Source organism: Aeromicrobium sp. JP4 (assembly GCF_054957925.1).
In genome coordinates this window covers 1734199-1759834 of the sequence record NZ_CM143290.1, presented here as the reverse complement: position 1 = coordinate 1759834, position 25636 = coordinate 1734199, and the positions used below count along the sequence as shown (strand labels likewise).

The 25636-nt window shown below is 71.6% G+C and carries 24 protein-coding genes; 19 read left to right on the top strand and 5 right to left on the bottom strand.

Annotation, left to right across the window (positions count from 1 at the left end):
• Nucleotides 1-5 precede the first annotated feature (5 nt).
• Complete coding sequence (locus tag ACY1JX_RS08715) at nt 6-341, bottom strand: DUF952 domain-containing protein (RefSeq protein ID WP_286930343.1); 336 nt, start codon at nt 339-341, stop codon at nt 6-8.
• Nucleotides 342-404: 63 nt separating this feature from the next.
• On the opposite strand from ACY1JX_RS08715, the gene ACY1JX_RS08710 reads away from it, so the two are divergent.
• The 9 genes from ACY1JX_RS08710 (at nt 405) to ACY1JX_RS08670 (ending at nt 7860) form a co-directional block, all read left to right on the top strand.
• Nucleotides 405-866, top strand: coding sequence for a VOC family protein (locus ACY1JX_RS08710; RefSeq protein WP_286930341.1), 462 nt, complete (start codon nt 405-407; stop codon nt 864-866).
• A 136-nt stretch (nt 867-1002) separates the two neighbouring features.
• Entirely contained in the window at nt 1003-1482 is a 480-nt protein-coding gene (locus tag ACY1JX_RS08705; protein ID WP_181754077.1) for an FMN-binding protein, read from the top strand.
• 4 nt (nt 1483-1486) lie between these two features.
• On the top strand, nt 1487-2419 hold the full coding sequence (locus ACY1JX_RS08700; protein WP_286930337.1) for an FAD:protein FMN transferase: 933 nt from the start codon (nt 1487-1489) through the stop codon (nt 2417-2419).
• Nucleotides 2416-3897 carry an FAD-dependent oxidoreductase gene (locus tag ACY1JX_RS08695; RefSeq protein ID WP_286930335.1) on the top strand — a complete coding sequence of 494 codons (1482 nt, stop codon included), beginning with the start codon at nt 2416-2418 and terminating at the stop codon, nt 3895-3897. Before ACY1JX_RS08700 ends, ACY1JX_RS08695 begins: the two co-directional genes overlap by 4 nt.
• A 51-nt stretch (nt 3898-3948) precedes the next feature.
• Nucleotides 3949-4365, top strand: coding sequence for an OsmC family protein (locus ACY1JX_RS08690; protein ID WP_286930333.1), 417 nt, complete (start codon nt 3949-3951; stop codon nt 4363-4365).
• 57 nt (nt 4366-4422) lie between these two features.
• On the top strand, nt 4423-5673 hold the full coding sequence (locus tag ACY1JX_RS08685) for a glycosyltransferase family 4 protein (RefSeq protein WP_462563723.1): 1251 nt from the start codon (nt 4423-4425) through the stop codon (nt 5671-5673).
• A complete protein-coding gene (locus tag ACY1JX_RS08680; protein WP_181754091.1) occupies nt 5660-6373 on the top strand; it encodes a class I SAM-dependent methyltransferase in 714 nt (237 codons plus the stop codon). Before ACY1JX_RS08685 ends, ACY1JX_RS08680 begins: the two co-directional genes overlap by 14 nt.
• 67 nt (nt 6374-6440) lie before the next feature.
• Nucleotides 6441-7421 carry a prenyltransferase/squalene oxidase repeat-containing protein gene (locus tag ACY1JX_RS08675; RefSeq protein ID WP_181754093.1) on the top strand — a complete coding sequence of 327 codons (981 nt, stop codon included), beginning with the start codon at nt 6441-6443 and terminating at the stop codon, nt 7419-7421.
• Nucleotides 7422-7476: 55 nt separating this feature from the next.
• Complete coding sequence (locus ACY1JX_RS08670; protein ID WP_181754095.1) at nt 7477-7860, top strand: hypothetical protein; 384 nt, start codon at nt 7477-7479, stop codon at nt 7858-7860.
• Here ACY1JX_RS08670 and ACY1JX_RS08665 read toward each other — a convergent pair.
• From ACY1JX_RS08665 to ACY1JX_RS08655, 3 genes are all read right to left on the bottom strand, one after another.
• A complete protein-coding gene (locus ACY1JX_RS08665; RefSeq protein ID WP_181754097.1) occupies nt 7841-8989 on the bottom strand; it encodes a zinc-binding dehydrogenase in 1149 nt (382 codons plus the stop codon). The two genes, ACY1JX_RS08670 and ACY1JX_RS08665, sit on opposite strands and share 20 nt — an antisense overlap.
• Nucleotides 8986-10455: a flavin-containing monooxygenase gene (locus tag ACY1JX_RS08660; RefSeq protein WP_286930325.1), complete on the bottom strand. Its 1470-nt coding sequence runs from the start codon at nt 10453-10455 to the stop codon at nt 8986-8988. The genes ACY1JX_RS08665 and ACY1JX_RS08660 overlap by 4 nt, the downstream gene beginning before the upstream one ends.
• A 78-nt stretch (nt 10456-10533) precedes the next feature.
• A complete protein-coding gene (locus ACY1JX_RS08655; protein WP_286930322.1) occupies nt 10534-12165 on the bottom strand; it encodes a GDSL-type esterase/lipase family protein in 1632 nt (543 codons plus the stop codon).
• Between the two features lie 78 nt (nt 12166-12243).
• On the opposite strand from ACY1JX_RS08655, the gene ACY1JX_RS08650 reads away from it, so the two are divergent.
• The 7 genes from ACY1JX_RS08650 (at nt 12244) to ACY1JX_RS08620 (ending at nt 20595) form a co-directional block, all read left to right on the top strand.
• Nucleotides 12244-12873 (top strand): class I SAM-dependent methyltransferase, encoded by a 630-nt coding sequence (locus ACY1JX_RS08650; protein ID WP_462563722.1) that lies wholly within the window; start codon nt 12244-12246, stop codon nt 12871-12873.
• A gap of 119 nt (nt 12874-12992) precedes the next feature.
• On the top strand, nt 12993-13463 hold the full coding sequence (locus ACY1JX_RS08645) for a PTS sugar transporter subunit IIA (protein WP_286930318.1): 471 nt from the start codon (nt 12993-12995) through the stop codon (nt 13461-13463).
• Nucleotides 13460-13729 (top strand): PTS sugar transporter subunit IIB, encoded by a 270-nt coding sequence (locus tag ACY1JX_RS08640; RefSeq protein WP_181754106.1) that lies wholly within the window; start codon nt 13460-13462, stop codon nt 13727-13729. The genes ACY1JX_RS08645 and ACY1JX_RS08640 overlap by 4 nt, the downstream gene beginning before the upstream one ends.
• Before the next feature lie 29 nt (nt 13730-13758).
• Nucleotides 13759-15249 carry a PTS ascorbate transporter subunit IIC gene (locus ACY1JX_RS08635; protein WP_462565858.1) on the top strand — a complete coding sequence of 497 codons (1491 nt, stop codon included), beginning with the start codon at nt 13759-13761 and terminating at the stop codon, nt 15247-15249.
• Nucleotides 15250-15385: 136 nt separating this feature from the next.
• Nucleotides 15386-17974, top strand: a complete 2589-nt coding sequence (gene clpB, locus ACY1JX_RS08630) for an ATP-dependent chaperone ClpB (protein ID WP_462565857.1) — start codon at nt 15386-15388, stop codon at nt 17972-17974.
• Nucleotides 17975-18098: 124 nt separating this feature from the next.
• Nucleotides 18099-19112, top strand: coding sequence for a hypothetical protein (locus tag ACY1JX_RS08625; RefSeq protein ID WP_462565856.1), 1014 nt, complete (start codon nt 18099-18101; stop codon nt 19110-19112).
• 61 nt (nt 19113-19173) lie between these two features.
• On the top strand, nt 19174-20595 hold the full coding sequence (locus ACY1JX_RS08620) for an NAD(P)/FAD-dependent oxidoreductase (RefSeq protein ID WP_462565855.1): 1422 nt from the start codon (nt 19174-19176) through the stop codon (nt 20593-20595).
• On the opposite strand, the gene ACY1JX_RS08615 is transcribed toward ACY1JX_RS08620, so the two are convergent.
• The gene (locus ACY1JX_RS08615; RefSeq protein ID WP_462565854.1) at nt 20596-21345 is read right to left on the bottom strand and encodes a helical backbone metal receptor; all 750 of its coding nucleotides are present in this window, start codon (nt 21343-21345) and stop codon (nt 20596-20598) included. It lies immediately after the preceding gene.
• 25 nt (nt 21346-21370) lie between these two features.
• Between ACY1JX_RS08615 and menB the strand changes: the two genes are divergently transcribed.
• From menB to ACY1JX_RS08600, 3 genes are all read left to right on the top strand, one after another.
• Nucleotides 21371-22192: a 1,4-dihydroxy-2-naphthoyl-CoA synthase gene (menB, locus tag ACY1JX_RS08610; RefSeq protein WP_462565853.1), complete on the top strand. Its 822-nt coding sequence runs from the start codon at nt 21371-21373 to the stop codon at nt 22190-22192.
• 178 nt (nt 22193-22370) lie between these two features.
• Nucleotides 22371-22670, top strand: coding sequence for a hypothetical protein (locus ACY1JX_RS08605; protein WP_462565852.1), 300 nt, complete (start codon nt 22371-22373; stop codon nt 22668-22670).
• Nucleotides 22671-22698: 28 nt separating this feature from the next.
• Nucleotides 22699-25605, top strand: coding sequence for a M14 family metallopeptidase (locus tag ACY1JX_RS08600; RefSeq protein ID WP_462565851.1), 2907 nt, complete (start codon nt 22699-22701; stop codon nt 25603-25605).
• The last annotated feature ends 31 nt before the right edge of the window (nt 25606-25636 follow it).

Below are 25636 nucleotides of genomic sequence, written 5' to 3'. Positions count from 1 at the left end.
CAAGCCTAAGACTCCGGGCCCAACGGTTCCGCACCCGACCGCCATCTGGACCAGCCCGTGACGTAGGCCAGCGGCAGCGCGCCGTGATAGTGCGGGAACTCCTCCACGCCGCGGGGGCCGGCGCTCGGTTCCCACCGCAGGCGCGGGTCGTCCTGCGGGATCTCGACCTCGAGCAGCAGCAGGTCGGGGACGCCGGGGAAGGACCGTGCGGCGGTGCCGGCGACCTGGTCGCCGGTGGACAGGTGCACGAACCCCTCGGAGGCCAGCGAGGCGGGCTCGTACACCCGGCGGCCCTCGGCCGGGAGCCAGTGCGCGGCGGGAACGAGATGGAAGAGCGTCACGGGGTCGATTCTGTCGCCCGGCGGGGACAGGATGGGAGCAGGACCACCGGAACGGAGCCCCTCATGAGCCTCGACGTGCAGATCACCTTCGACGCCCGCGACACCCGTCTCCTGGCCGAGTTCTGGGCCGACGCACTCGGCTACGAGGTGCCGGGTCCGCCCGACGCCCAGCTCGAGCCCGGCGACGATCCCTGGGCCGCGTGGGACGACTTCCTCGAGCGGGTCGGCGTGCCCGAGGACCAGCGCCGTGCCCGGGCGGCCATCGAGGACCCTGACGGCTCGCGGCCCCGCGTGTTCTTCCAGCAGGTGCCCGAGGGCAAGACCGCCAAGAACCGGGTCCACCTCGACGTCCGCGCCGCACCGGGCCTGCAGGGCGACGAGCGGATGGCGGCGCTGGAGGCCGCCGCCGAGCGGCTCGTGGCCCGGGGGGCCGAGCGCGTGCGGCGGTTCGAGCCCGAGCCGCCGATGGAGGCGGGCTTCCTCGTCATGCGCGACCCCGAGGGCAACGAGTTCTGCCTCGACTAGGCCGGTGCCCACCTGAGAAGTCCCTGTGGGTCGTCCACGGGAGCCCCCCGGAGGTAGTGATCCGCGACGGGTTCGCCTACGTTGGACGCACGACGGTTGAACGAGAAACCATTTCGTGTACCGACCCAGGAGCCCCATGAACCCGACGAAGCGACGCACGTACGCCGCCCTCGCCGCCTCCACCGCCCTGCTGACCCTCGCCGCCTGTGGCAGCGACGCCGCCGAGGACGACGCGTCCTCGAGCAGCAAGACTCCCTCGGCCACCACGCCGTCCGCATCCGAGCCCGCCGCGTCGGCCCCGGCCGGCGCCGCCGCCTTCACGCCGGGCGAGTACGAGGCCACGGGCTCCTACACGACCCCTGACGGCCAGACCCAGTCGATCGACGTCGAGGTCACCCTCGCCGCCGACGGCACGATCACCGAGCTCGACGCCGACGGCAACGCCGAGGGCGGCAACTCCGAGCAGTTCCAGGGCAAGTTCGAGAGCGGCATCGACGCCCAGGTCGAGGGCCGCAAGATCACCGATCTGGACGTCGACAAGGTGTCCGGATCGTCGCTGACCAGCGGCGGCTTCAACGACGCCATCGACCAGATCATCGGCCAGGCTCAGGCCTGACCCCATGAACTCCGACTGGCGTTTCGACGCCATCGGAACCGCGTGGTCGATCGGGACCCCCGACCCGATCGCCCCCGGACTGCGAACCGCGATCACGGCCCGCATCGACTCGTTCGATCGGACGTGGTCGCGGTTCCGCGTCGGTTCGGCCGCCAACGCCCTGCGCACCGAACGCGAGGTCGACCTCGGCCCCGACGCCCCGGCCATCCTGGCCGTCTACGACCGCCTGTTCGCGCTGACCTCAGGTGCCGTCAGCCCGCTCGTCGGCGGGGCGCTGGAGCAGCTCGGCTACGGCGCCGGCTACACCCTGACTCCCTCCGGCGACCCGGTGCGCGTGCCCTCGTGGGCCGACTGCGAGCTCGTCGGCGGGGCGCTGGAGCAGCTCGGCTACGGCGCCGGCTACACCCTGACTCCCTCCGGCGACCCGGTGCGCGTGCCCTCGTGGGCCGACTGCGAGCTCGTCGGCACGGTGCTGCGCGTACCCGGCCCGGTCGTCCTCGACATCGGCGCCGTCGGCAAGGGCTGGATCGCCGGCGAGATCGCTGGGATGATCGACCAGCCGTGCGTCGTTGACGCCAGCGGCGACCTGGTGAACCGGTCGGGAGGGGTGCTGCGCGTGGCGCTGGAGGACCCCGACGACGCCGAGCTCGCGATCGCCGTCGTGGAGGTGCCGGACGGCGACTCGATCTGCGGATCGGCCAGCAACCGGAGGCGCTGGTCCGACGACCTGCACCACGTGCTCGACGCCCGGTCCGGAACGCCGACCCGCGACGTGGTGGCGGCCTGGGCCGGCGGGCCCGACGCGGCGTGGGCCGACGGGCTGGCCACCGCCGCCTTCTTCGCCTCCGACCTGTCCGGCACCGGGCACTGGTGGGCGGCCCTCGACCGTGACCGGCGACTGGTGGCCCACGGGCTGCCCGGAGAGGTGTTCGCATGACGTTCCTGGATCGCCAGCTGGGCCGGTTCACGATGTACCGGCTCGTCACCGTCGTGCTGCTCGCGCTGGCCGTCGTCGCCGTGGTGCAGTCGGCCCTCGGCGTGCTCGACTCCGACATCTTCCCGGTCGACGCGCTGCTGCTCACCCTGGCGGTGATGGTGGCGACGTCGGTGGTGGTGAACCTCGTCGTCGGACGGCTCGTCGGCGCCCAGCCCCATCTCGAGTCGTCGGTCGTCACCGCGCTGATCCTGTGGTTCCTGTACTGGCCCTCCACCCACGCCGAGCAGCTCGCCTGGCTCGCGCTCGTCGCCGCGCTGGCGCAGGTGTCGAAGTACCTCATCGCCTGGCGGGGGCGTCACCTCGTGAACCCGGCCGCCGCCGGCGTGGTGCTGTCGGTCCTGCTCGGCTGGTTCACGGACTGGCCGATCCCGTTCACGGGCTGGTGGGTGGCCAGCGAGTCGCTGTTCTGGTTCGTCCTGGTGGGTGCGGTCGTGGTGCTGTACCGAACCCGCCGGCTCGCGCTCGGTGCCGTCTTCGCCGTGGTCGCCGTGGCCGTCACGATCTGGTGGCAGGTCGGCGTCGGCGCCGGCCTCGAGGAGGCCGTCCGGTTCACGCTCTACTCGACGCCCATCGTGTTCTTCGGCGGCTTCATGCTCAGCGAGCCGCTCACCCTGCCGCCGCGTCGGCGGCAGCAGCTCGGCGTCGCCGCCCTCGCCGGCTTCCTCTTCACGTGGCCCCTGCTCACCTCGCGGATCTTCGGCGAGCCGTGGACGACCGAGCCCTTCACCAGCACGTACGAGCTGACGCTCGTCGTCACCGGACTCGTGGCCTTCGCACTGCGGCAGGGCTCGCGGACCCTGACCCTGCGTGAGCGCCGGCGCCTCGGGGACGACGTCGTGGAGTACGTCTTCGCGGCCGATCGCCCGCTGCGGTTCCGGCCGGGCCAGTACGTCGAGCTCGACGTGCCGCACGGACGCGTCGACACCCGAGGCCGGCGCCGCATGTTCAGCGTGGTGTCCGCCCCCGGATCCGAGGTCGTGGTCGCGACGCGGCATCCCGAGCCCGGCTCCTCGTTCAAGCGCGCGCTGGCCGCCGCGACCCCCGGCGACCGGATGCGCGTGACCGCGGTCCACGGCGACTTCGTGTGGCCGGCGTCCGGTCCGGTCCTCCTGGTCGGTGCGGGCATCGGCGTCACGCCGTTCCTGAGCCAGCTCGCCGCCCACCCCAGCCGCGACGTGGTCGTCGTCCTGGGGGAGCGTGAGGACCAGCCCTACGTCGCCGAGCTCGAGGCCTCGGGCGCCCGGGTCGTGCGGCTGCCGGTGGAGCAGGTCGACGGGGACGCCATCGCCGAGCTCGTCCCCGACCTGTCCGCGCGCACGGCGCTGGTGTCCGGCCGACCGGACTTCGTCGACGCCGTCTCGCGGAGCCTGCGGGGCAAGGTGCGGCGGATCAAGCGCGATCACTTCCTGGGGTACTGACCCCGGCCGCCGGGGTTGTCAGGTGACCCGCGGCGGGCGCACGATCGAAGGGTGAGGATCACCGCGACCGTGCACCACGAGCCGGGTCGTCACGAGGTGACCGTCGCGACCGACGGACGGACCACGACACTCGACCTGCCGGCTCGCGACGGCGGTCCGGGCTCGGCCGTGAACGGCGGCGAGCTGCTCGCCGCGGCGCTCGCGACGTGCTTCCTCAACGACCTCCACCGCGAGGCCGGGCGGCGTGGCATCGAGATCGGGACGGTCGAGGTGGTGGTCGAGTCCGAGTACGGCGGCCGCGGCGAGCCCGCCCGCGACCTCACCTACGAGGTGCACGTGCGGTCCCGGGCGAATGCGGGTCTGGTGGCGGACCTGGTGCGCGAGACGGACCTCCTCGCGGAGGTCCACGCCACGCTCCGCGCGGCGCGCGAGGTGGAGCTGCGCAGCGTGCAGATCAGCGCCCCCTGAGCCGACCGCCGTCCGACCCGGCACAATGGGTTACCCACGAGTACCCGAGGAGGCCGCGTGCGGATTGCACTGTTGTCGTACCGCAGCAAGCAGCACAGCGGTGGGCAGGGCGTCTACGTGCGCAACCTCAGCGCCGGACTGGCCGACCTCGGGCACGAGGTGACGATCTTCTCGGGCCAGCCGTACCCGGAGGACCTGCACCAGTCCGTGCGCCTGGAGAAGGTGCCGAGCCTCGACCTCTACCGTGACGACGACCCTTTCCGGACGCCGAGGCTGCGCGAGTTCCGCGACTGGATCGACGTCCTCGAGTACCTGCAGATGCTCACGGCGGCGTTCCCCGAGCCGCTCACCTTCAGCCTCCGCGCGCGCCGCCTCGACCTGTCGGGCTTCGACGTCGTGCACGACAACCAGTCGCTCGGCTTCGGGCTGCTCTCGATCAACCGGCGTCAGCCGTTCCTGGCCACGATCCACCACCCGATCAGCCGCGACCGCGCGCTCGACATCGCCGCCGCCCCGCTGCGCAAGCAGATCACGACGCGCCGCTGGTACGCGTTCGTGCGGATGCAGGCGTTCGTGGCGCGCCGGATCCGCACGATCCTGGGCGTCTCGTCGGCCTCCGCCGGCGACACCGTGGCCGACTTCCGGCTGCGGCCCGAGCAGATGACCGTCGTGCCGCTCGGCGTCGACACCGACCTGTTCAGCCCGTCGGACGAGCGGGTGCCCGGGCGGCTCGTCGTGGTCGCCAGCGCCGACTCCCCGCTGAAGGGCCTCTCGCACTTCCTCGACGCGGCCGCGAAGCTCAGCACCGATCGCGACATCGACGTGCAGCTGGTGTCCAACCTCGATCCGGAGGGCACCGCCCACCACCGCATCCACCGCGGCGACCTCGCCGGCACCGTCACGGTGCACAGCGGCATCTCCGACGAGGAGCTGGCCGCGCTGATCTCCTCGGCGCAGGTCATGGTCGTGCCCTCGCTCTACGAGGGCTTCAGCCTGCCCGCGGTCGAGGCCATGTCGTGCGGCACGCCGCTCGTGGCCAGTGCCGCCGGCGCCCTGCCCGAGGTGGTCGGCGACGCGGGCGTGCTCGTCGAGCCGGGCGACGTCGAGCAGCTCGTGACGCAGATCGGCCGGCTGCTGGACGACCCCGCCGAGCGCGAGCGACTCTCCTCGGTCGCCCGCCGCCGGGCGATCGAGCGCTTCAGCTGGCTCGCGGTGGCCCGAGCCACCACACAGGCCTATGAGAAGGTGATCGGCGATCACCGTGCTCGCCAGTCCCGGGACGGAAGGAACCCCCATGCTGACCGTTGACTTCGACCGACTCCGGGTGGGTCGCGGCACGCGATTCATCGACGTGGGCGCGGGCGCCGGCCGTCACTCCTACGAGGCGCTGCGCCGCGGCGCGCACGTCACCGCCTTCGACATGGACGAGGTCGAGCTGAAGGGCGTCGAGGACATGTTCGGCGCGATGGCGCTCGAGGGCGAGGTCCCACCCGGCGGCAGCGGCGAGATCAAGGTCGGCACGATCCTGGACATGCCCTACGAGGACGGCTCGTTCGACGTCGTCCTGGCCTCGGAGATCCTCGAGCACGTGCCCGAGGACGTGCAGGCCATCAGCGAGCTTGAGCGCATCCTTGCGCCCGGCGGCATCCTCGCCGTCACCGTGCCGCGCTGGATGCCCGAGGCGGTCTGCTGGGCGCTCTCGGACGAGTACCACGCCAACGAGGGTGGCCACATCCGGATCTACAAGGCCGACGAGCTGCGCGGCAAGGTCGAGGCGACGGGGCTGACGTTCACGCACCAGCACCACGCGCACGCCCTGCACGCGCCGTACTGGTGGATCAAGTGCGCGGTCGGCGTCGAGCGCGACCAGCACCCCCTCGTGCGCGGCTACCACCAGCTGCTGGTGTGGGACATGATGAAAGCCCCGCGCACCACGCGGTGGGCCGAGAAGGCCCTCAACCCGGTGCTCGGCAAGAGCGTCGCGCTGTACTTCCAGAAGCCGTTCTGATGCACGCCGCCGCAGCGCGCGCCCCACTCGCGACCCGGAATGCGCCACTCGGCGTCGTGGTGGCGCGGTGACGCCCACCGAGGCCGAGCAGACCGGGAAGTGGATCGCGTCCGTCCAGCTCACCAGCGGTGCGATCCCGTGGTTCGAGGGCGGTCACCTCGACCCGTGGGACCACGTGCAGGCCGCGATGGGGCTGGCCACGGCGGGCCTCGTCGACGAGGCCGTCGCGGGCTACGACTGGCTTCGGCACGCGCAGCGACCTGACGGCTCCTGGGGCCGCAAGTACTGGCCCGGCGCCGACGACGACGGCGTCGAGGAGCCCGAGACCGACGCGAACTACTGCGCGTACGTGGCCACCGGACTGTGGCACCTCGAGCTGCTGGGCGTCGATGGTCGTGGCTTCTTCGAGATGCTCGAGCGCGCGGTCGACGTGGTGCTCGAGCTCCAGGTCGGGAACGGTCCGGTGGCCTGGGCGCGCGGCATCGACGGCAAGGTCGCCGGCGAGTGCCTCGTCACCGGCAACGCCAGCATCGTGTTCAGCCTGCGGTGCGCCGCCCGGCTCGCCGAGCGCTGGGGCCACCCGCGCCCGCACTGGGAGCATGCCGCCGACGGCATCGCCGACGCCCTCACCCACCGGCCCGAGCTGTTCACGCCCAAGCCGCGCTTCTCGATGGACTGGTACTACCCGGTGATGACGGGCGTCCTCGACGGCGCGGCCGCGGCGGCCCGGATCGACGAGCGCTGGGACGAGTTCGTCGTGCCCGAGTTCGGCACGCGCTGTGTCACCGTGAACCCGTGGGTCACCGGCGGCGAGACGCTCGAGCTGGTCCTGGCCCTCGTGCGCGCCGGCCGCCTCGACGCGGCCACGTCGCTCTACGACGACATCCAGCACCTGCGCGATCCCGACGGCGCCTGGTGGACCGGCCTGGTCTACAACGACGGCAAGCGCTGGCCCGTCGAGCAGTCCACCTGGACCGCCGGCACCGCCCTGCTCGCCCACGACGCCCTCACCGGCGCCACCCCCGCCGCCGGCTTCATGGGCCGCTGAGCCCAGTCCTCGGATAGGCCTGACACAGGGTCACTCGCGCTGCGATCCTGCATGCGTGGAGCAGTCGGTCGGCGGGAGTTCCCGCACATCCGTGCGGGAGTGGGGACTGACCGCGCTGCTCGTGTCCCTCGGGCTGACGGCCGGGTTCCTGGTGTGGCTCGACCAGACGGCTTGGGCGATCGCCGTGATGGCGGTCCTGCTGGCGATCGCGCTCCGTCCCAACCGCGGCGAGGAAGCCTTGGCGTGGAGCCTCCGCGCCGTCCTGGGGGCGTTGCTCCTCATGGTCGTGACCGCGGACATCTTGGGCGCCGAACTCCTCTCCGATGCGCTGCTGGTCTGCACGAGCGTCGGGATCTTCCTCAGCGAGCCACTCGAGCGCCGTCTCCGTCGGTGCGCGGCCGGTCGTGACGGGAAATCGGTCACCTCGTCGGATCGATGAGGATCTTCGCGTGCCGCTCGGGGTCGGCGAGGTCGTCGAAGGCCTGCGCGACGCCGTCGAGGCCGACCGTGCCGGTGTGCAGCGGGGTGGGGTCGACGCGGCCGTCGGTGATCATCTCGAGCGTCTCGTGGAACTCGTGCGGCTGGTAGCAGAACACGAACCGCAGATCGAGCTCCTTGTTGACGGCCATCGTCGGGCGGAACGTGTCGGGCTCCATGCAGACACCCACGACGATGATGCGCGAGCGGATCGGCGCGTGGGTGACGAGGTCCTCGATCACGCCGGGCACGCCGACGCACTCGAAGACCACCGGGCCGCGCGGCGTCTGGCCCGCGCGCTCGGCCACCTTCATCACGCGCTTCCACGGCACGAGGCGGACGCGGCGCAGCATCCGCATCGCGTCGATGCCCTGGCCGAAGTAGTCGGGGGCGGAGCTCAGGTGGGTCGCCGGGCGGGAGTAGGCCTCCCACGGCGACTGGACCGCCGGGTCCACGACGACGTCGGCGCCGCAGCGCTGCGCGAGGGCGCGGCGGCCCGGTGAGTAGTCGCTCGCGACGACGGTCCTCACGCCAGCGGCCTTCAGCATGAGGATCACCGCCAGGCCGATCGGGCCGCAGCCGATCACCAGCGCGACCTCACGCTTGCGGATCTCGCTGCGGTTCACGGCGTGGTGGGCCACCGCGAGCGGCTCGGTCATGGCGACCTGGTCGGGGTCGGCACCGGCCGGGACCTCGAAGGTCATCGCCTCCTGCGCGAGGACGTACTCGGCGTACCCGCCGGGCGCCTGCTCGGACAGTCCGGTCATGTCGACCTGCCCGTCGCGCTTGAGGACGGGCAGCGCCACCACGGGCGTGCCGACGGGCCAGCGCTTGCGGCACTTCGGCCCGTAGGCGACCACCGTGCCGGTGAACTCGTGACCCATCACGACGTGGTGCGCGCGCCGCATGAAGCGGTCGTAGTCGACCTCGACGGCCACGTCGGCGCTCGCGTCGGCATGGACGCGCGCGTGCAGGTCGGAGCCGCAGATCCCCGAGCGCGTCACGGCCACGAGCACCTGCCCGGGTCCGGGCTCGGGGGTCGGCAGGTCGACGACCGTCAGCTCGCCCTCGTGGACGCTGACCGCCTTCACGCCGGGGCCTCCGCGCGGTCGGGGGCGGTCCACACCAGCCCGTCGTCGAGGTCGGCGCGGTTCGTCGACCAGGAGTCGACGAGGAAGTTCTGGCGGAACGACCACGGGTAGGAGTCCGTCGCCCGGGGCATCAGGTGGGCGCCGCGCTGCAGGTAGCCCGACTGCATGTCCATCAGTGGCGCCGTCGGGCCCGAGCCGGTGAACTCCGGCACCACCGAGCTCGCCCCGGAGTCGACGAGGCGCCGCAGCACCTTGGCGACGAGGCGGGACGTCAGGTCCGACCGCATCGTCCACGACAGGTTGATGTAGCCCACGCAGAAGGCCAGGTTCGGCAGCCCGGTGAGCATCGTGCCGTGGTAGGCGAACGAGTCGGAGGGGTCGCGCGGCTCACCGTCGACGCTCACCTTCGCGCCGCCGAGGATCTTGATGGACAGGCCCGTCGCGGTGACCACGATGTCGGCCGGGAGCACCGTGCCGTCCTCGAGCCGGACGCCCTCGGGGACGAAGCGGTCGATCCGCGCGGTGGTCACCGACGCCCGGCCGGCCTTGATGGCGGCGAAGATGTCGCCCTGCGGGGTGACGCACAGGCGCTGGTCCCACGGGTCGTACGGCGGGTTGAAGTGCTGCTCGGCGATCTCGGCCGAGCCGGTGCCGTGCGCGACGCCCTTGAGCAGCAGTGAGCGCATGGCCTTCGGCGCACGCTGGCACGCCTGGAAGAGCGCCCACTGCAGCAGCATGTTCTTGGTGCGCACCACGTGGTGGGCCACGGTGGGGGGCGCGATCCTCCGCACGACGTCGGCGATCGGGTCGCCCTTCGGCTGGGCCAGGAGGTAGCTCGGGGTGCGCTGCAGCATCGTGACGTGCTCGGCGGTCTCGGCCATCGCGGGCACGATCGTCACGGCGGTCGCGCCGCTGCCGATCACGACGACCCGCTTCCCGGTGTGGTCGAGGTCCTCGGGCCAGAACTGCGGGTGCACCAGCGTGCCGTCGAAGTCCTCCACGCCGGCGAAGCCAGGATCGTAGGGGGAGTCGTAGTCGTAGTAGCCCGTGCACGCCACGACGAACCGCGCCGACCAGGTTTCGGGGCCCTCGGGGCCGCTCGCCTCCACGCTCCAGCGGGAGTCCACCGACGACCAGTCGGCCGAGTCCACGCGCCGGCCGAAGGCGATGTGGCGGTCGATGCCGGCCTCGCGGGCCGTGTCCTCGAGGTACTCCAGGATCTGGTCGCCGTCGACGATCGCGTCCTTGCCGCGCCACGGGCGGAACGGGAACGCGAGGGTGAAGAAGTCGGAGTCGGAACGGACGCCGGGGTAGCGGAACAGGTCCCACGTCCCGCCGATCCGGTCGCGTCGCTCGACGATCGCGTAGGTCAGCCCGGGGCAGGCCTGCTGGATCCGGTAGGCCATGTTGATGCCGGAGAGGCCGGCTCCGACGATGAGGACGTCGACGTCACGCTGCAAGGTCATGGACTGATTGTGGCGTGCGTCACGTGATTGTGACAGCACTGGTGGCAGGTTCGCCCTTGCGTGCCGCTCGCGGCGGGCTCAGCGCACGGTGACGCGGCTGGTCCGCAGGGTGCGGGTGGTGCCGCGCGTGCCGGGCGCGTCGAGGGCGGTGACCTTGACGACCGCGGCGCCCTTGCGCAGGCCCGGCACCGAGAAGCGGTGGAAGAAGCCGAGCTTCGTGCGGGTGGCCGTGCGGGTCCACGTGCGACGGCCCTGCGTGACCTTGACGCGGATCTGCACGCCCTTGGTCTCCGCGTCGGTGTCCACTGCGCGGCCGCGGACGGCCACGGAGCCGCGCTTGGCGCTCAGGCCGGTGACGACGCCGCGCGGGCTGCCGTCGGTGCCGGCGAAGCGCAGGAAGGCGCGGGGGTACGACGTGCCCGCGTACCGGACCGAGCGGAAGGTGCCCCGGCTCGTGAGCTCGGTGACGACCACGTAGGAGTTGTTGCTCGCGACGCTCTCGACGACGGCCAGGTGGCCCTGCGACGGCGAGCCGGCCCCGCTGGGTGCGGCGAGCCACCAGGCGATGTCGCCCGGCCGGGCCTCCGCGACCTGCGTGGCGGCCCGCTCCTTCAGGGCTGCGGTGCGCCACGACCGCGGCGAGGTGGTGGTCAGCACCGGCGCGGACCGGCGGCCACCCGTGCTCAAGCGGTGGGCGACGTAGTGGGTCGGAGTGCCCTTCGCCGCGCCCCAGATCCGGCGCGTGACGGTGTCGTGACGCCGGGTCGAGACCCCGGCGCGACGGCAGGCGCTGACGCCGGTGCACTGGGCCAGCGCGTGGCTCGGGACGGCCCCGTGCCGCGTGCCCCGCGAGCGGATCGCAGCGGTCAGGTCGGAGCCCCGCATCGCCCACGCGGCCAGCGTGCTCGCGCCGGCGGCGGTGGGGTGGATCGCGTCGATTGTCTGGCTGCGGACGAGCGACGGGAGGGCGATCCACGTGAAGCCGCGCACCTTGGCCAGCGCCTCGTACTGCGTCGCCGTGGCGATCTTGCCCGCGCCGCCCGACGAGCCCCACGGGGTCATGACGTAGACGAAGGAGCGGGGGATGCCCTGGCGGTCGGCCAGCCGGGCGAGCGTCGCGAAGTACGCGTCGGCGGCGGCGCGTCGCTCGGCCGCGGTGGCCGGGACGCGGACGCCGGCGCGGCAGCGGTGGACGTCGTTGCGGCCGACCTCGACGATCACGAGGTCCGGGTCCGTGGTGGCGAGGTCGGTCAGCCGCTCGCCGAACGTGGTGCCGGTGCACGCCTCGAGCCGCTCGCCGTGGCCGCGGGCGAGGAGGCCGCTGCCGCCCTCGGCGCTCACCATGACCTCCGATGCCGGCAGGCCCGCCGCGTCGGCGACGTGCGCCCACCAGGCCTTGGGGCGCGTGCGCGTGCCACCGGCGCTGTAGCGGCGCGTGGCGGAGAAGGAGTCGCCGAACACGAGGACGCGCGGGTTCCGGAGGGACGGCGCGGCGGGGTTCGGGACCGTGACCTCGCCGCCCTCCTGGATGGCGCCGGGGTCGGTGCCGGAAGTCGGGGTAGTCGTCGCGGGAGCGGTCGGCTCGGGCGTGGTGACCGGGGTGGGCACGGTCTCCACCGGAGCTGCCTCGTCGGCCGTGGCGTGAGGCGCTGCGAGCAACGACACCGCGACGGCGACGGCGGCCGTCAGGATCCAGGGGCGTCGAGTCACCGGACGATGCTACGTCAGAAAATGAGTCCCTCTTGCCACTTCCGTCACACCCACTTCGGAGGTCGTAGAGTGCGGCGGGTGAACGCGCTCCCCGAGGACCTGTCCCGCATCGCCGACGAGGTCCGTGGCTTCCTCCCCGACGTCGAGGCGACGGCCCTGCGCGCCGCGGCTGCGCAGGTCGCCACGCGCGGGGGAGTCATCGTCGAGATCGGCACCTACTGCGGCAAGTCCACGGTGCATCTGGGCCACGTCGCCCGCGAGTCCGGAGCGACGCTCGTGACGATCGACCACCACCGCGGCTCCGAGGAGCACCAGGCCGGCTGGGAGTACCACGACGCCTCGCTGGTCGACCCCGAGACGGGTGCGTTCGACACCCTCCCCGTCCTGCGCCGCACCCTGTGGGCCGCGAAGCTCGAGGACGTCGTCGTGCCGATGATTGGCCGCTCCTCGACGATCTCGTCGTGGTGGCGCACCCCCGCCGACCTCGTGTTCATCGACGGCGGCCACACCGAGGAGGCCGCGCAGGCCGACTACGCGGGCTGGTCGCCGTGGGTGCGTCCGGGCGGCGCCCTGGCGATCCACGACGTGTTCCCCGACCCGAACGACGGCGGACAGGCGCCCTTCCACATCTACGAGCGCGCGCTGGCCGACGGCTTTGTCGAGGTCGGTCACACCGAGAGCCTCCGCGTCCTGCAGCGACCCGCCTGACCCTTCGCCCCGGGGTCGCGGGCGGCGACGCGCCGACATATGCCTAGGGTTAGGCAAAAGACACCCGGGGCGGGTTACGCTCCAAGCAGCCGTCCCACCGGGGACGAAAGGGGGCGTTCGTGGCACTCAACGACGAACTCACCAAGGATGCGATCGCGGTCCGTGCCCAGGCCTCGGACTGGCGCGACGCCGTCCGGCAGGCCGGTGCCCTGCTCACCGCAGTGGGCGTCGCCACCGACGACTACACCGACGAGATGGTCCAGACGGTCGAGAAGCTCGGCCCCTACATCGTGCTGGCCCCCGGCATCGCCCTGGCCCACTCGCGCCCGTCGCCCGCCGTGCAGCGCGCCGGACTGGGCTGGCTGCAGCTGGCCGAGCCGGTCGAGTTCGGCCACGAGAAGAACGACCCGGTGTGGCTCGTCGTCGCCCTGGCCGCGCTGGACCACGACGGACACCTCGGTCTGATGTCCGCCCTCGCCGCCGTCCTCGGCGACACCGAACTGCTGGACCGGCTGCGCGAGGCGGACTCCGCCGAGCGTGTCCTCGAACTCCTGACCCCCACCACTGCCAACGAAGGGCCCACCTCATGAAGATCGTCGCCGTGTGCGGAATGGGCATCGGAACCTCGGTGCTGCTGAAGATGAACGCCGAGAAGGCCCTCCGTGCGCTCGGCAAGGACGCCGACGTCGAGGCCGCCGACATCGGCACCGCCAAGGGTGCCGCCCGCACCGCCCAGATCGTCCTGACCTCGGCCGAGCTCGCGCCGGAGATCGGCGACGTGCCGGCGGAGGTCATCGTCATCGACAACTTCATGGACGTCGCCGAGATCACGGCGAAGCTGACCCCCCTCGTCTGACGGACGACGGAACCTAGAAAGAGAACGACATGGACTGGTTGGTCGACGTACTCGACTTCATCGGACAGCAGATCCTCAACGTGCCGGCGTACCTGATCGGCATCATCACGGCGGTCGGCCTCATCGCGCTCAAGCGCTCCAGCGGACAGGTGATCGGTGGCGGCCTCAAGGCGGCCCTCGGCTTCCTGATCCTCGGCGCCGGCGCGAACGTGGTCATCGGCTCGTTGGCCCCCTTGGGCGAGATCATCCTCGACGTCACCGGCGCCCAGGGCGTCATCCCGACGAACGAGGTCATCACCGCGATGGCCGCCGAGCAGTACGGCGCGCAGAGCGCCTACGTGCTGACGCTCGGCTTCCTCGTGATGCTGGCGCTGGCCCGCTTCACGCCGCTGCGCTACATCTTCCTCACGGGTCACCACATGGTCTTCATGGCCCTGATGCTGACCGTGGTGCTCTCGGTGGGCCTCGACGGCAAGAACGACTGGCTGGTCGTCCTCGTCGGCGCGTTCCTGCTCGGCGTGATCATGGTGGTCATGCCGGCGCTCGCGCAGCCGTGGACCCGCAAGATCACCGGTGACGACACGCTGGCCATCGGCCACTTCGGCACGCTGGGCTACATCGCCGCCGGTGCCTCCGGCCAGGCCGTCGGCAAGAGGAGCCGCTCCACCGAGGAGATCGACTTCCCGCAGGGCCTGAAGTTCCTGCGCGACTCGATGGTCGCCACCGCGCTGTCGATGGTCCTCATCTACGAGGTCTTCGTCATCTGGGGCCTGATCGCCAGCCCCGAGAGCACCAAGGAGCTGCTCGGCGCCGCCGACGCGGGTGCCGCGGTGATGGCCGGCTTCGCCCAGGCGCTGCAGTTCGGCGTCGGCGTCGCGATCATCCTCTACGGTGTCCGCACCGTGCTGGGTGAGCTCGTCCCCGCCTTCCAGGGCATCGCCGAGAAGGTCGTCCCCGGTGCCAAGCCGGCGCTCGACATCCCGATCGTCTTCCCGTTCGGCGCCAACGCCGTGCTGATCGGCTTCCTGGCCTCGTTCGTGGGCGGTCTGGTCACGCTCGCCCTGATCGCCGTGTGGCTGGAGCCGGCCTTCGGCCTCGCGCTGATCCTGCCCGGCATGGTGCCGCACTTCTTCACCGGCGGCGGTGCCGGCGTCTACGGCAACGCCACGGGTGGTCGCAAGGGCGCCGTCGTGGGCGGCTTCGTCAACGGCGTGCTCATCACGATCCTGCCGGCGCTGCTGCTGCAGGTCTTCGGCGCGCTCGGTGACATCAACTCCACCTTCGGCGACGCGGACTTCGGCTGGTTCGGCACGCTGCTCGGCACGAGCTTCCAGGCGGGCTCCGGCGTGGGGATCGTGCTGTGCGTCCTCATCGGTGTGGTGCTCGTGGTCGCGGCCTCGATCTACCAGGTCAAGGTCGTCGACTCCGGCTGGACGCCCGGCGCCCGGCGCGACGAGATCCTCGCGGAGGAGGACGCCGCGGCCGCCGCCGCGACGAAGGAGACTCCCGCCAAGGAGTAGCCATCCGTCCGACCATGCAGGCCCGTCCCGGAAGGGGCGGGCCTGCGTGCGTTGGGCCCACCGCTTTGGCCCAGATCACAGAACGAATCACAGGGTTGAGTGGAATGGACTCAACTTTGGGTATGTTGAAACTGACATGGACCTGAACAAACTCACCACGCGAAGCCAGCAGGCCCTCGCTGCCGCGATGCAGCAGGCCGCTGCCGCCGGCAACCCCACCGTGGAGCCGGCGCACCTGCTCCGAGCCCTGCTCACCCAGCAGGGCGGTACCGCCGCGCCGCTGCTCACGGCGGCCGGCGCCGATCCCCAGACCGTGCTGTCCGAGCTCGAGGCCGTCATCGGCCGGCTGCCCAGCGCCAGCGGGTCCACCGTCGGCAACCCGCAGCTGGCGCGCGCCACCCACGAGGTGCTGCAGCGCGCGATCGACCTCGCGGGCGAGCTGGGCGACGAGTTCGTCTCCAGCGAGCACCTCGCGGTGGGCATCGCCACCGTCGCGGGCCCGGCCCAGCAGCTGCTCGCCTCCCGGGGTGCCACGCCCGAGACGCTGACCGCGGCCTTCGAGGCCGTGCGCGGCGGCGCGCGCGTCACCAGCCAGGACGCCGAGGACCAGTACCAGTCGCTGGAGAAGTACGGCATCGACCTCACCGCGCTGGCCCGCGAGGGCAAGCTCGACCCGGTCATCGGCCGCGACGCCGAGATCCGCCGCGTCGTCCAGGTGCTCAGCCGCCGCACGAAGAACAACCCCGTGCTCATCGGCGAGCCGGGCGTCGGCAAGACCGCCGTCGTCGAGGGGCTCGCCCAGCGCATCATCGACGGCGACGTGCCCGAGTCGCTGCGCGGCCGCCGGCTCGTCAGCCTCGACCTCGGCGCGATGGTCGCCGGCGCGAAGTACCGCGGCGAGTTCGAGGAGCGGCTCAAGGCCGTCCTCGCCGAGATCAAGGAGAGCAACGGCCAGGTCGTCACGTTCATCGACGAGCTGCACACCGTCGTGGGCGCCGGCGCCACCGGCGACTCCGCGATGGACGCGGGCAACATGCTCAAGCCGATGCTGGCCCGCGGCGAGCTGCGGATGATCGGCGCCACCACGCTCGACGAGTACCGCGAGTCGATCGAGAAGGACCCCGCGTTGGAGCGCCGCTTCCAGCAGGTCTACGTCGGCGAGCCGAGCGTGGAGGACACGATCGCGATCCTGCGCGGCCTCAAGGAGAAGTACGAGGCCCACCACAAGGTCGAGATCGCCGACGCCGCCCTCGTGGCCGCCGCGAGCCTCTCGCACCGCTACATCCCGGGCCGCCAGCTGCCCGACAAGGCGATCGACCTCATCGACGAGGCGTCCAGCCGGCTGCGGATGGAGATCGACTCCAGCCCCGTCGAGATCGACGAGCTCCGCCGCGGCGTGGACCGCCTGAAGATGGAGGAGCTGCACCTGGAGAACGAGAAGGACGAGGCGAGCCAGGAGCGCCTGGCCAAGCTCCGTCAGGAGCTGGCCGACAAGCAGGAGACGCTGCGCTCGCTCGAGCAGCGGTGGGAGGCCGAGAAGCAGGGCCTCAACGCCGTCGGTGAGATCAAGGAGCGCATCGACGAGGCCCGCATCGCCGCCGACCGCGCCCAGCGCGAGGGCGACATGGCCACGGCCAGCCGCCTGCTCTACGGCGAGATCCCGCAGATGGAGCAGCAGCTCGCCGACGCCCAGGCCGCCGAGGCCTCGGTCTCGGACGACCGCATGGTTCACGAGGAGGTGGGTTCGGACGACATCGCCGAGGTGGTGGCGTCGTGGACCGGCATCCCCACCGGGCGGCTGCTCGAGGGCGAGACCGCGAAGCTCCTGCACATGGAGGACGAGCTCGGCAAGCGGCTCATCGGCCAGCGCGACGCCGTGCGTGCCGTGTCCGACGCGGTGCGCCGGGCGCGGGCGGGCGTCTCCGACCCCGACCGTCCCACCGGCTCGTTCCTGTTCCTCGGCCCGACCGGCGTCGGCAAGACCGAGCTGGCCAAGTCGCTCGCGGACTTCCTGTTCGACGACGAGCGCGCGATCGTCCGCATCGACATGAGCGAGTACGGCGAGAAGCACTCCGTCGCCCGGCTCGTCGGTGCCCCTCCGGGCTACGTCGGCTACGACGAGGGCGGCCAGCTCACCGAGGCGGTGCGGCGCCGGCCCTACTCGGTGGTGCTCCTCGACGAGGTCGAGAAGGCCCACCCCGAGGTCTTCGACATCCTGCTCCAGGTGCTCGACGACGGTCGGCTCACCGACGGCCAGGGCCGCACGGTGGACTTCCGCAACGTCCTCCTGATCCTCACGTCGAACCTGGGCTCGTCGTTCCTGGTCGACCCGGCGCTCGACGACGCGGCCAAGCGCGAGAAGGTCATGGACGTCGTGCGGATGTCCTTCAAGCCCGAGTTCCTCAACCGGCTCGACGAGGTCGTCATGTTCGACGCCCTCGGGGTGGAGGACCTGACGCACATCGTCGACCTCCAGCTGGCCTCCTTGGGCCAGCGGCTGGCGCCGCGCCGGATCACGCTCGACGTGACCTCGGCGGCGAAGGAGTGGCTCGCCCTGACCGGCTGGGACCCCGCCTACGGTGCCCGCCCGCTGCGCAGGTTGGTGCAGCAGGCCATCGGCGACCGGCTCGCCCGCGAGCTGCTCGCCGGCGAGGTCCGCGACGGCGACACGGTCCTGGTCGATCGCGAGCCGGACGCCGACGAGCTGGTGGTGCGCCGCGCCTGACGGCCGGTCGCGTCGTGCCGTGCGCCTCCCCGGGAATCCCCCGGGGAGGCGCCGTCGCGTCCGGGCCCGAACCGGCTCGGTCCGGGGGTGAGGGCGTCAGGCGCGATCTGGGAGGATCGAAGGCATGTCGACCCCCAGGCCCCGCTCGGTGACGCTCGCCTGCGTGTACGGCGGGCTCGGCGGCGTCCTGGCGGCCGTCGCGCTCTACGAGGTGCTGGCGGGTTGGGGTTCGATCGAGGTCCAGGACGGGCTCCGTCAAGTCCTCGAGCCCACCGGCGCCGATCCCGACGCCGTCCTGCCCACCCTGCGCTGGGTGGTCATGGCGCTGCTGGTCGGCGCGATCGCCGCGACCGTCTTCTCGTTCTACGCCGCGCGCGGCCACCAGTCCTCGCGCATCGGGCTCAGCGTGCTCGCGGGCGTCGGCGCGGCGGGCTTCCTGGCCACCGGGGTGGCCGGCCTGCTGCCGGCGATCCTCGGACTGCTGATCGTGTACCTGCTGTGGACCGCCCCGGCGCGTGAGTGGTTCGCGGTGATGAACGGCCGCACGCCCCTGTCGCTCGGCACCGCTCCGTCGGTGCCGTCCGCGCCCACGCAGTTCACCCCTCCCGGCCCGGCGAACCAGCCGGTGCAGCCCGGCCAGCCGGTGCAGCCGCCGCCGTACGACCCCGCCCAGCACGCCGCCGTACCGCTCTCGGGCGCCGTGCCCGGCGGCCGGCCGCGGCCCGTCGGCCTGGCACTGCTGATCTCGGGCATCGCCTACCTGGTCGGCGCGCTGGGCTCGGGCGTCGTCCTGCTGGCCCTGGTTGGCCTGCGCAACGAGGTCACCGCGCAGTACGAGCAGAACGACCTCCTGCAGCGTCAGCTCGACAGCGCCGGGATCACCGCCGCCGAGATGGTCACCCTCGGCACCTGGCTGTTCGGCGGGTGGCTCGTCCTCTCGCTCGTCGGTCTGGCCGCCACCGCGTGGGCCGCCTCCGGCGCGCCGCTGGGCTGGTGGGCGCTCGTCGTCGTGAGCGTCGTCACGGCCGGCTTCGCGGCTCTCGGGCTGCCCGTCGGCCTGGTGTGGATCCTCGGAGCCATCGTGGTGATCGTCCAGCTGTCGCGTCCTGAGGCGAAAGCGTGGTTCCGCCGGGCATGATCGTGCTCACACCGGCCACTCCGGCGTGAACCGATGAAAAAGGCTCGTTAGGCTGGATCTCATGTCCATGGTCCGAGCGTCCTATCGTCCACACGTCGTCGTCGTGGGAGGCGGATTCGGCGGACTGGCCCTGGTGCGCAAGCTCGCGCGAGCCGACGTCGACATCACCCTGATCGACCGGCACACCTACAACACGTTCCAGCCGCTGCTCTACCAGGTGGCCACGGCCAGCCTGAACCCCGGCGACATCACGTGGTTCCTGCGCGCCGTGCGCGCCAAGCAGGACAACATCCGCTTCCTCAAGGGCACCGTCGTGTCGATGGACCACGAGGCCAAGTCGGTGCTGCTCGACGGCAACATCACGGTCACCTACGACTACCTCGTGCTCGCGAACGGCGTCACGGCCAACTACTTCGGCATCCCCGGTGCCGAGGAGTTCGCGATGCCGCTCTACCGCCGCTCGCAGGCGCTCGCCCTGCGCGACCTGATCTTCGCCAACCTCGAGAACGCCGCGGTCAACGGCCAGGACCAGGACCTGCGCGTCGTCGTGGTCGGCGGTGGCGCCACCGGCGTCGAGACCGCGGGCGCGCTCGCCGAGATGCGCAACCTCGACATGCCGACCACCTACCCCGAGCTGGACTCCAAGCGCATCCACATCTCGCTGGTGGAGATGGGCGAGCACGTGCTTGCGCCCTTCCACCCGAAGCTGCGCGAGTACGCCAAGAAGGAGCTCGTCAAGCGCGGCATCGACCTGCGCCTGAAGACCGCCGTGAAGGAGGTCCGCCGCGACGGCGTGCTCATCGAGAACGACGGCCACCAGGAGTTCCTCAGTGCCGGCATCGTCGTGTGGGCCTCCGGCGTCGCCGCCCACGGCGTGGTGAAGGACTGGGGCCTGCCGCAGGGCCGTGGCGGCCGCATCGAGGTCGACGAGCACCAGCAGGTCCGCGGGATGCCGGGCGTCTTCGCGATCGGCGACATCTCGGTCAACCCCGACTCGCCGCTGCCCCAGCTGGGCCAGCCGGCGATCCAGGGCGGCAAGCACGTCGCCAAGGTGATCAAGGCGCGCGTCTCGGGCAAGAGCCTGCCCAAGCCGTTCAAGTACTTCGACAAGGGCACGATGGCCACGATCGGGCGCGCCGCCGCGATCGCCGAGGTCCGTGGCCTGCCGCGGCTCAAGGGCTTCCCGGCCTGGTTCATCTGGGTCACGGTCCACGTCGCCCTGCTGCTCGGCAACCGCAACCGCTTCGCCACCATGACGAACCTGACGCTCAAGTACCTCCTGTGGCGCAGCCACAACGCGATCGTCGGCGAGACGCCGTACGTGATCGCGCACGAGCCGAAGATCGTCTCCGGCAGCGACATCGAGACGGTGCCGCCGAAGAAGTCGGCGCGGTCGGCCCGCAAGTCGATCTCGAAGAAGGCCCAGGTGCGCAAGGCCGTCGCGCAGCAGACGATCGACGAGATCGACGAGCCGCGCGACTGATCAGGCCAGCGCGGCGGCCAGCTCGTCGCGCGCGGTCAGCAGCGACGGCCCGTACCAGGTGAGCGCCCGGCCGCTGCACAGCGCGGTGGGCACCGCCCGGAACGCCTCGGGCCCGTCGGCGCCCGTGAACACGTAGGGCTCGTCCGGCAGCAGGACGAGGTCCAGGTCGGCGGAGTCCAGGTCGCCCACCTCCACGTGGGGATACCGGTCGGCGGCGTCGGCGAAGGCGTGCACCAGCCCGAGCCGCCGCAGCAGGTCGCCGGTGAACGTGTCGCGGCCGACGACCATCCACGGATCGCGCCAGATCGCCACGGCGACGCGGCGGCCGTCGGGGGCGGCCGGCTCGCTCCACGCCCGCTCGGCCTCGTCGAGCCACGCGGGGACGTCCCAGTCGAGCGCCGTGGCGAACAGGCGACGCAGGCTGGCGAACGCCTCGTCGAGCGTGGTGATGTCGGTGACCCACACCCGCACGCCCGCCGCGCGCAGGCGTGTGACGTCGAGCTCGCGGTTCTCCTCCTTGTTCGCGATCACGAGGTCGGGGGAGAGCGCCTCGATCGCCGTGCGGTCGGGGTTCTTCGTCCCGCGCACGCGGGCGACCTCGAGCCCGGCCGGGTGGGTGCACCAGTCGGTGGCGCCGACGAGTGCCTCGGGTCGCGTGGCGGCGATCGCCTCGGTGAGGGACGGAACGAGGCTGACGACGCGCCGGGCAGGGCCGAGCGGCGGGAGGTCGAAGCCGAGGTCATCGTGCATCTCGGCCCACCCTAGGGTGGAAACCATGACTGAGTGGAACGCCGCAGGCGAGTGGACGGACATCCGGTACGAGACGACGACCGACGGGATCGCGAAGATCACGATCTGTCGCCCCGAGGTCCACAACGCGTTCCGCCCGCAGACGATCCGCGAGATCTCGCGCGCCCTCACAATCGCGCGTGACGACGAGTCGGTCGGCGTCATCGTGCTGACGGGCGAGGGCGAGAAGGCCTTCTGCTCCGGCGGCGACCAGCGGGTGCGCGGCGACTCGGGCTACAAGTCCGACGAGGGCGCCACCGGCCGGTTCGACGTCACCGACCTGCACGTGCAGATGCGTCGCACCCCCAAGCCGATCGTCGCGATGGTGGCCGGCTGGGCCATCGGCGGCGGCCACGTGCTGCACCTCGTCTGCGACCTCACGATCGCGGCCGACAACGCCCGCTTTGGCCAGGTCGGTCCCAAGGTCGGCTCGTTCGACGGCGGCTACGGCGCGAGCATCCTGTCCGACCTCGTCGGCCCGAAGAAGGCCAAGGAGATCTGGTTCCTGTGCCGCCAGTACGACGCGAACGAGGCCATGAGCATGGGCCTGGTCAACACCGTCGTGCCGCTCGCCGACCTCGAGGCCGAGACCCTGAAGTGGTGCCGCGAGATGCTGCAGCTGTCGCCGTGGGCGCTGCGCCTGTCGAAGCTCAGCTTCCACGCGCACGAGGACGGCTACGCGGGCATCCAGCAGCTCGCCCACGACGCCAACCTGCTGTTCTACGGGCAGGCCGAGGCGCAGGAGGGTCGCGACGCCTACAAGGAGAAGCGCACCCCGGACTTCAGCCGTTTCCCGCGGCGACCCTGAGGTCGGGAAACCGCAGGCGCACCACGCGTCCCGTGCGTTAAACCGTCCTGAAGGCTGACCCCCAGCGCAACATACCCTTCCGCGAACACGTCCGGAGCAAGCAAGATGGCGGGCAATCCCCCTGCCGGTGGTGCCCCACCAGACGCTCTGCCGGACCCGTCCGAAGGGAAGTCCGTCCGTGCGCACCACCCGTCTGCTGGCCTCTGCCGCGAGTATCGCGCTCCTGGCATCCGTGCTGGGCTCGAGCCCAGCCACCGCCGAGAAGCCCACCGCTCCACCGTCCGCCACCGTCCGCTCCGCTCCCGAGCCCACGACCCCCGGGTCTCTCACCGCGAAGGCCGCGCGCGCGGCCGCCGCCGAGGACGAGCCCGAGGGCGCCCTGGCGATGCCGGACTCTTACCCGGTCCAGCCGAAGCTCAAGGTGTACCCCGACGCCAAACCCCGACGCGGCCGACACGGGCAATCTCATCGGGTATGACGACATCGCCCCGCGGCTGCAGTCGCTGATGCGCGCGTCCGACCGGGTCTCGACGCAGATCGTCGGTGAGTCCACGCAGGGCCGCCAGCTGTACCTGGTCACGGTCACCGCGCCGGAGGACGATGAGCAGACCGCCCAGCAGACGGCATGGCGCAAGAAGATCCGCACGAACCCCGGCGAGGCCGCGACCGACACGGCGCTGAAGTCGGGCTACAAGACCCCGATCTGGATCAGCTCGAACATCCACGGCAACGAGTGGGAGGGCACCGACGCGTCGCTGGACTACGTCGAGGAGCTGGCCACCGCCCCGTGGAACGACGTCAAGTCGCTGATGCGCGGACACCGCCTCTACTTCAGCGTCGTGCTGAACCCCGACGGCCGCACGATCGGCCAGCGACCGACGGCGCTCAACCTGGACGCCAACCGCGACATGATCACGAACACGACGCCCGAGTCGACCTCGTTCGTCCGCACGGCGCACGCGGTGCAGGCGCTCTACGCGGCCGACTTCCACGGCTACACGAGCGTGCTGCAGATCGAGCCGTGCGGCCCGCCGCACGGTGACGACTACGAGTACGACCTGTTCATCCCGCACGCCTACGCCGCGGCGCTGAAGGTCGAGCGGGACGTCGTCGACGCCGAGATCCCCGGCAACACGTACTACAACGTGGTGACCGGCCAGGTCGTGCCCGAGAACACGAGCGACGACACCGACCACATCAAGATCCCCTACCGCGACACCCCGACCGGCTGGGACGACTTCCCGCCGATCTTCACGGCGCAGTACGCCGCGTTCGCGGGCGCCGTCAGCAACACGGTGGAGCTTCCGAAGGGCCGCCCGAACGGCAGCTCCCAGACGCCCGCGAGTGCCACCATCAACGTGGCCGTGGCGAAGAAGACGATGGAGAGCCTGGTCGACTACGTCGTGGCCAACGACGACGCGATGCTCGCCGACCAGGTCGAGTTCTTCCGGCGCGCGAACGTCGGCGCCGAGCGCGTCGCGCTCACGCAGGCGAACATCGACGCGGTCCCCGGGCCGGCCGAGTGGAAGCCGCTGTGGAACGACTCCGACGACCAGACGGCCGTGCAGTACCCCCGCGCGTTCGTCATCCCGGTCGGCGAGGGTCAGCGGTCCATCTCCGACGCGCGCTTCCTGGTGTCGCGCCTGCTGATGCACAACATCGCGGTCCGTCGCCTCGACGCGGCGACCACGATCGACGGCACGTCGTATCCCGCGGGCTCGTACGTGGTCGACATGTCGCAGCCCAACCGCAACCTGGCGCACGCCCTGCTGGCGCCGGGCTCGGACATCTCGAACAAGCCCGGGATCCTGAGCATGTACGACGTGTCGGCGTGGAGCTGGAGCCACCTCTGGGGCGTCGACGTGGACTCGTTCGGCACCACGGGCGAGGGCTCGCTGCCGGCGTCCACGAAGGTCACCACCGGCAACGCCGACGGCAAGGTCGCCTCGGGCGGCTCGTACCTCACGTTCGAGCTGGCAGGCGTCAACGACTTCCGCACGCTGAACGCGCTGCTGGAGGACGAGGTCGCGGTGTCGGTGCTGGCCGACGGCTCGGCGATCGTCGAGGCCGACGAGGCCCGCGACGCGCTCGAGGACGCCGCCGAGGAGTTCGACGTCGACGTCGACGAGGCGACGGCGACCGAGATCGCGCAGCTGTCCGACGAGTCCACCCGTGGGCTGCAGGACCTGAAGATCGGCTACACCGGCAACCAGGACGACCTGCTCTCGCTGACGCAGCTCGGCTTCGACGACCTGCAGGCGGTCACGGCCGCCACGATCACCGCCAACCCGGCGATCCTCGACGGCGTCGACGTGCTGTGGCTCGGCTCGGCGCTGAGCTTCAACGACAGCCAGGCCGCCGGCCGCGCTGCGGTGCAGGCCTTCGTCGACGCCGGTGGCAGCATCGTCGGTCGCGCGGCGGGTGCCTTCAACGCGGCGAAGACGTTCGGCCTCATCGCCGACGGCACCGCGGTGGTGGGCAACGGCTCCGGCAACGGCATCGTCACGATCGACACCACCGAGGCGGGAGTGCTGAAGCCGTACGCGCAGAAGTTCGCCTTCGTCTACCCGGCCACGTGGTTCACGGGGCTGCCGGAGTCGGTCACGGTCGAGCAGCGGTACGCCACGGGCAACCCGCTGCTGTCGGGTCACTGGCGTGACACGAACGGCTCGAACGGTCCGCTGAACGCGGCGGGCCAGCCGGCCGCGGTCTCGGCCGCGCTGCCCTCGGGTGCCAAGGCGTTCGTGTTCGGCACGTCGCCGGTCTACCGTTCGCACACCAAGGGTGGCCAGAGCCAGGCGGCGCGCGCGCTGTTCTGGGCGGCGCCCGAGGGCGAGGGTGTTCCGGCGCCTGCCCCGGTGGTGGCCACGACGACGACGCTGAAGGTCCCGGCGACGGCGACCTACGGCCGGTCGATCAGCGCCACGGTCAAGGTGACCGCGGCCGGTGCGCAGAAGCCTGCCGGAACGGTGCAGGTGCGTGAGGGCTCGAAGGTGCTCGCCTCGCGGGCGCTGCCGGCGAGCGGCACGGCGACCCTGAGCGTGTCGGGCCTCAAGCCCGGCTCGCGACGCCTGACGGCGCACTTCGTCCCGTCGGGTGCGGGCTTCGCGCCGTCGGCCTCGGCTCCGGCCACGGTCAGGGTCGCCAAGGCGACCTCGCGCACCGGCGTCAGGGCCAAGGCGCTCGGGAAGGGCCGCGTCCAGGTCACCGTCACGGTGAAGTCGTCGGCGGGCACGCCCACCGGCTCCGTGCGGGTCAAGGTCGGCTCCTCGACCAAGGTGGTGAAGCTGCGCAACGGCAAGGCCACGGTCACGCTGAAGTCGGCCAAGGGCAAGCGCACCGTCTGGGCCCGCTACGGCGGCTCGTCGCTGCTCTCGCCCAGCGCGAACGCGACCACGGTCCGCGTCCGCTGACGGGCTGACAGTTTCCCCGGTTAAGTGGGTT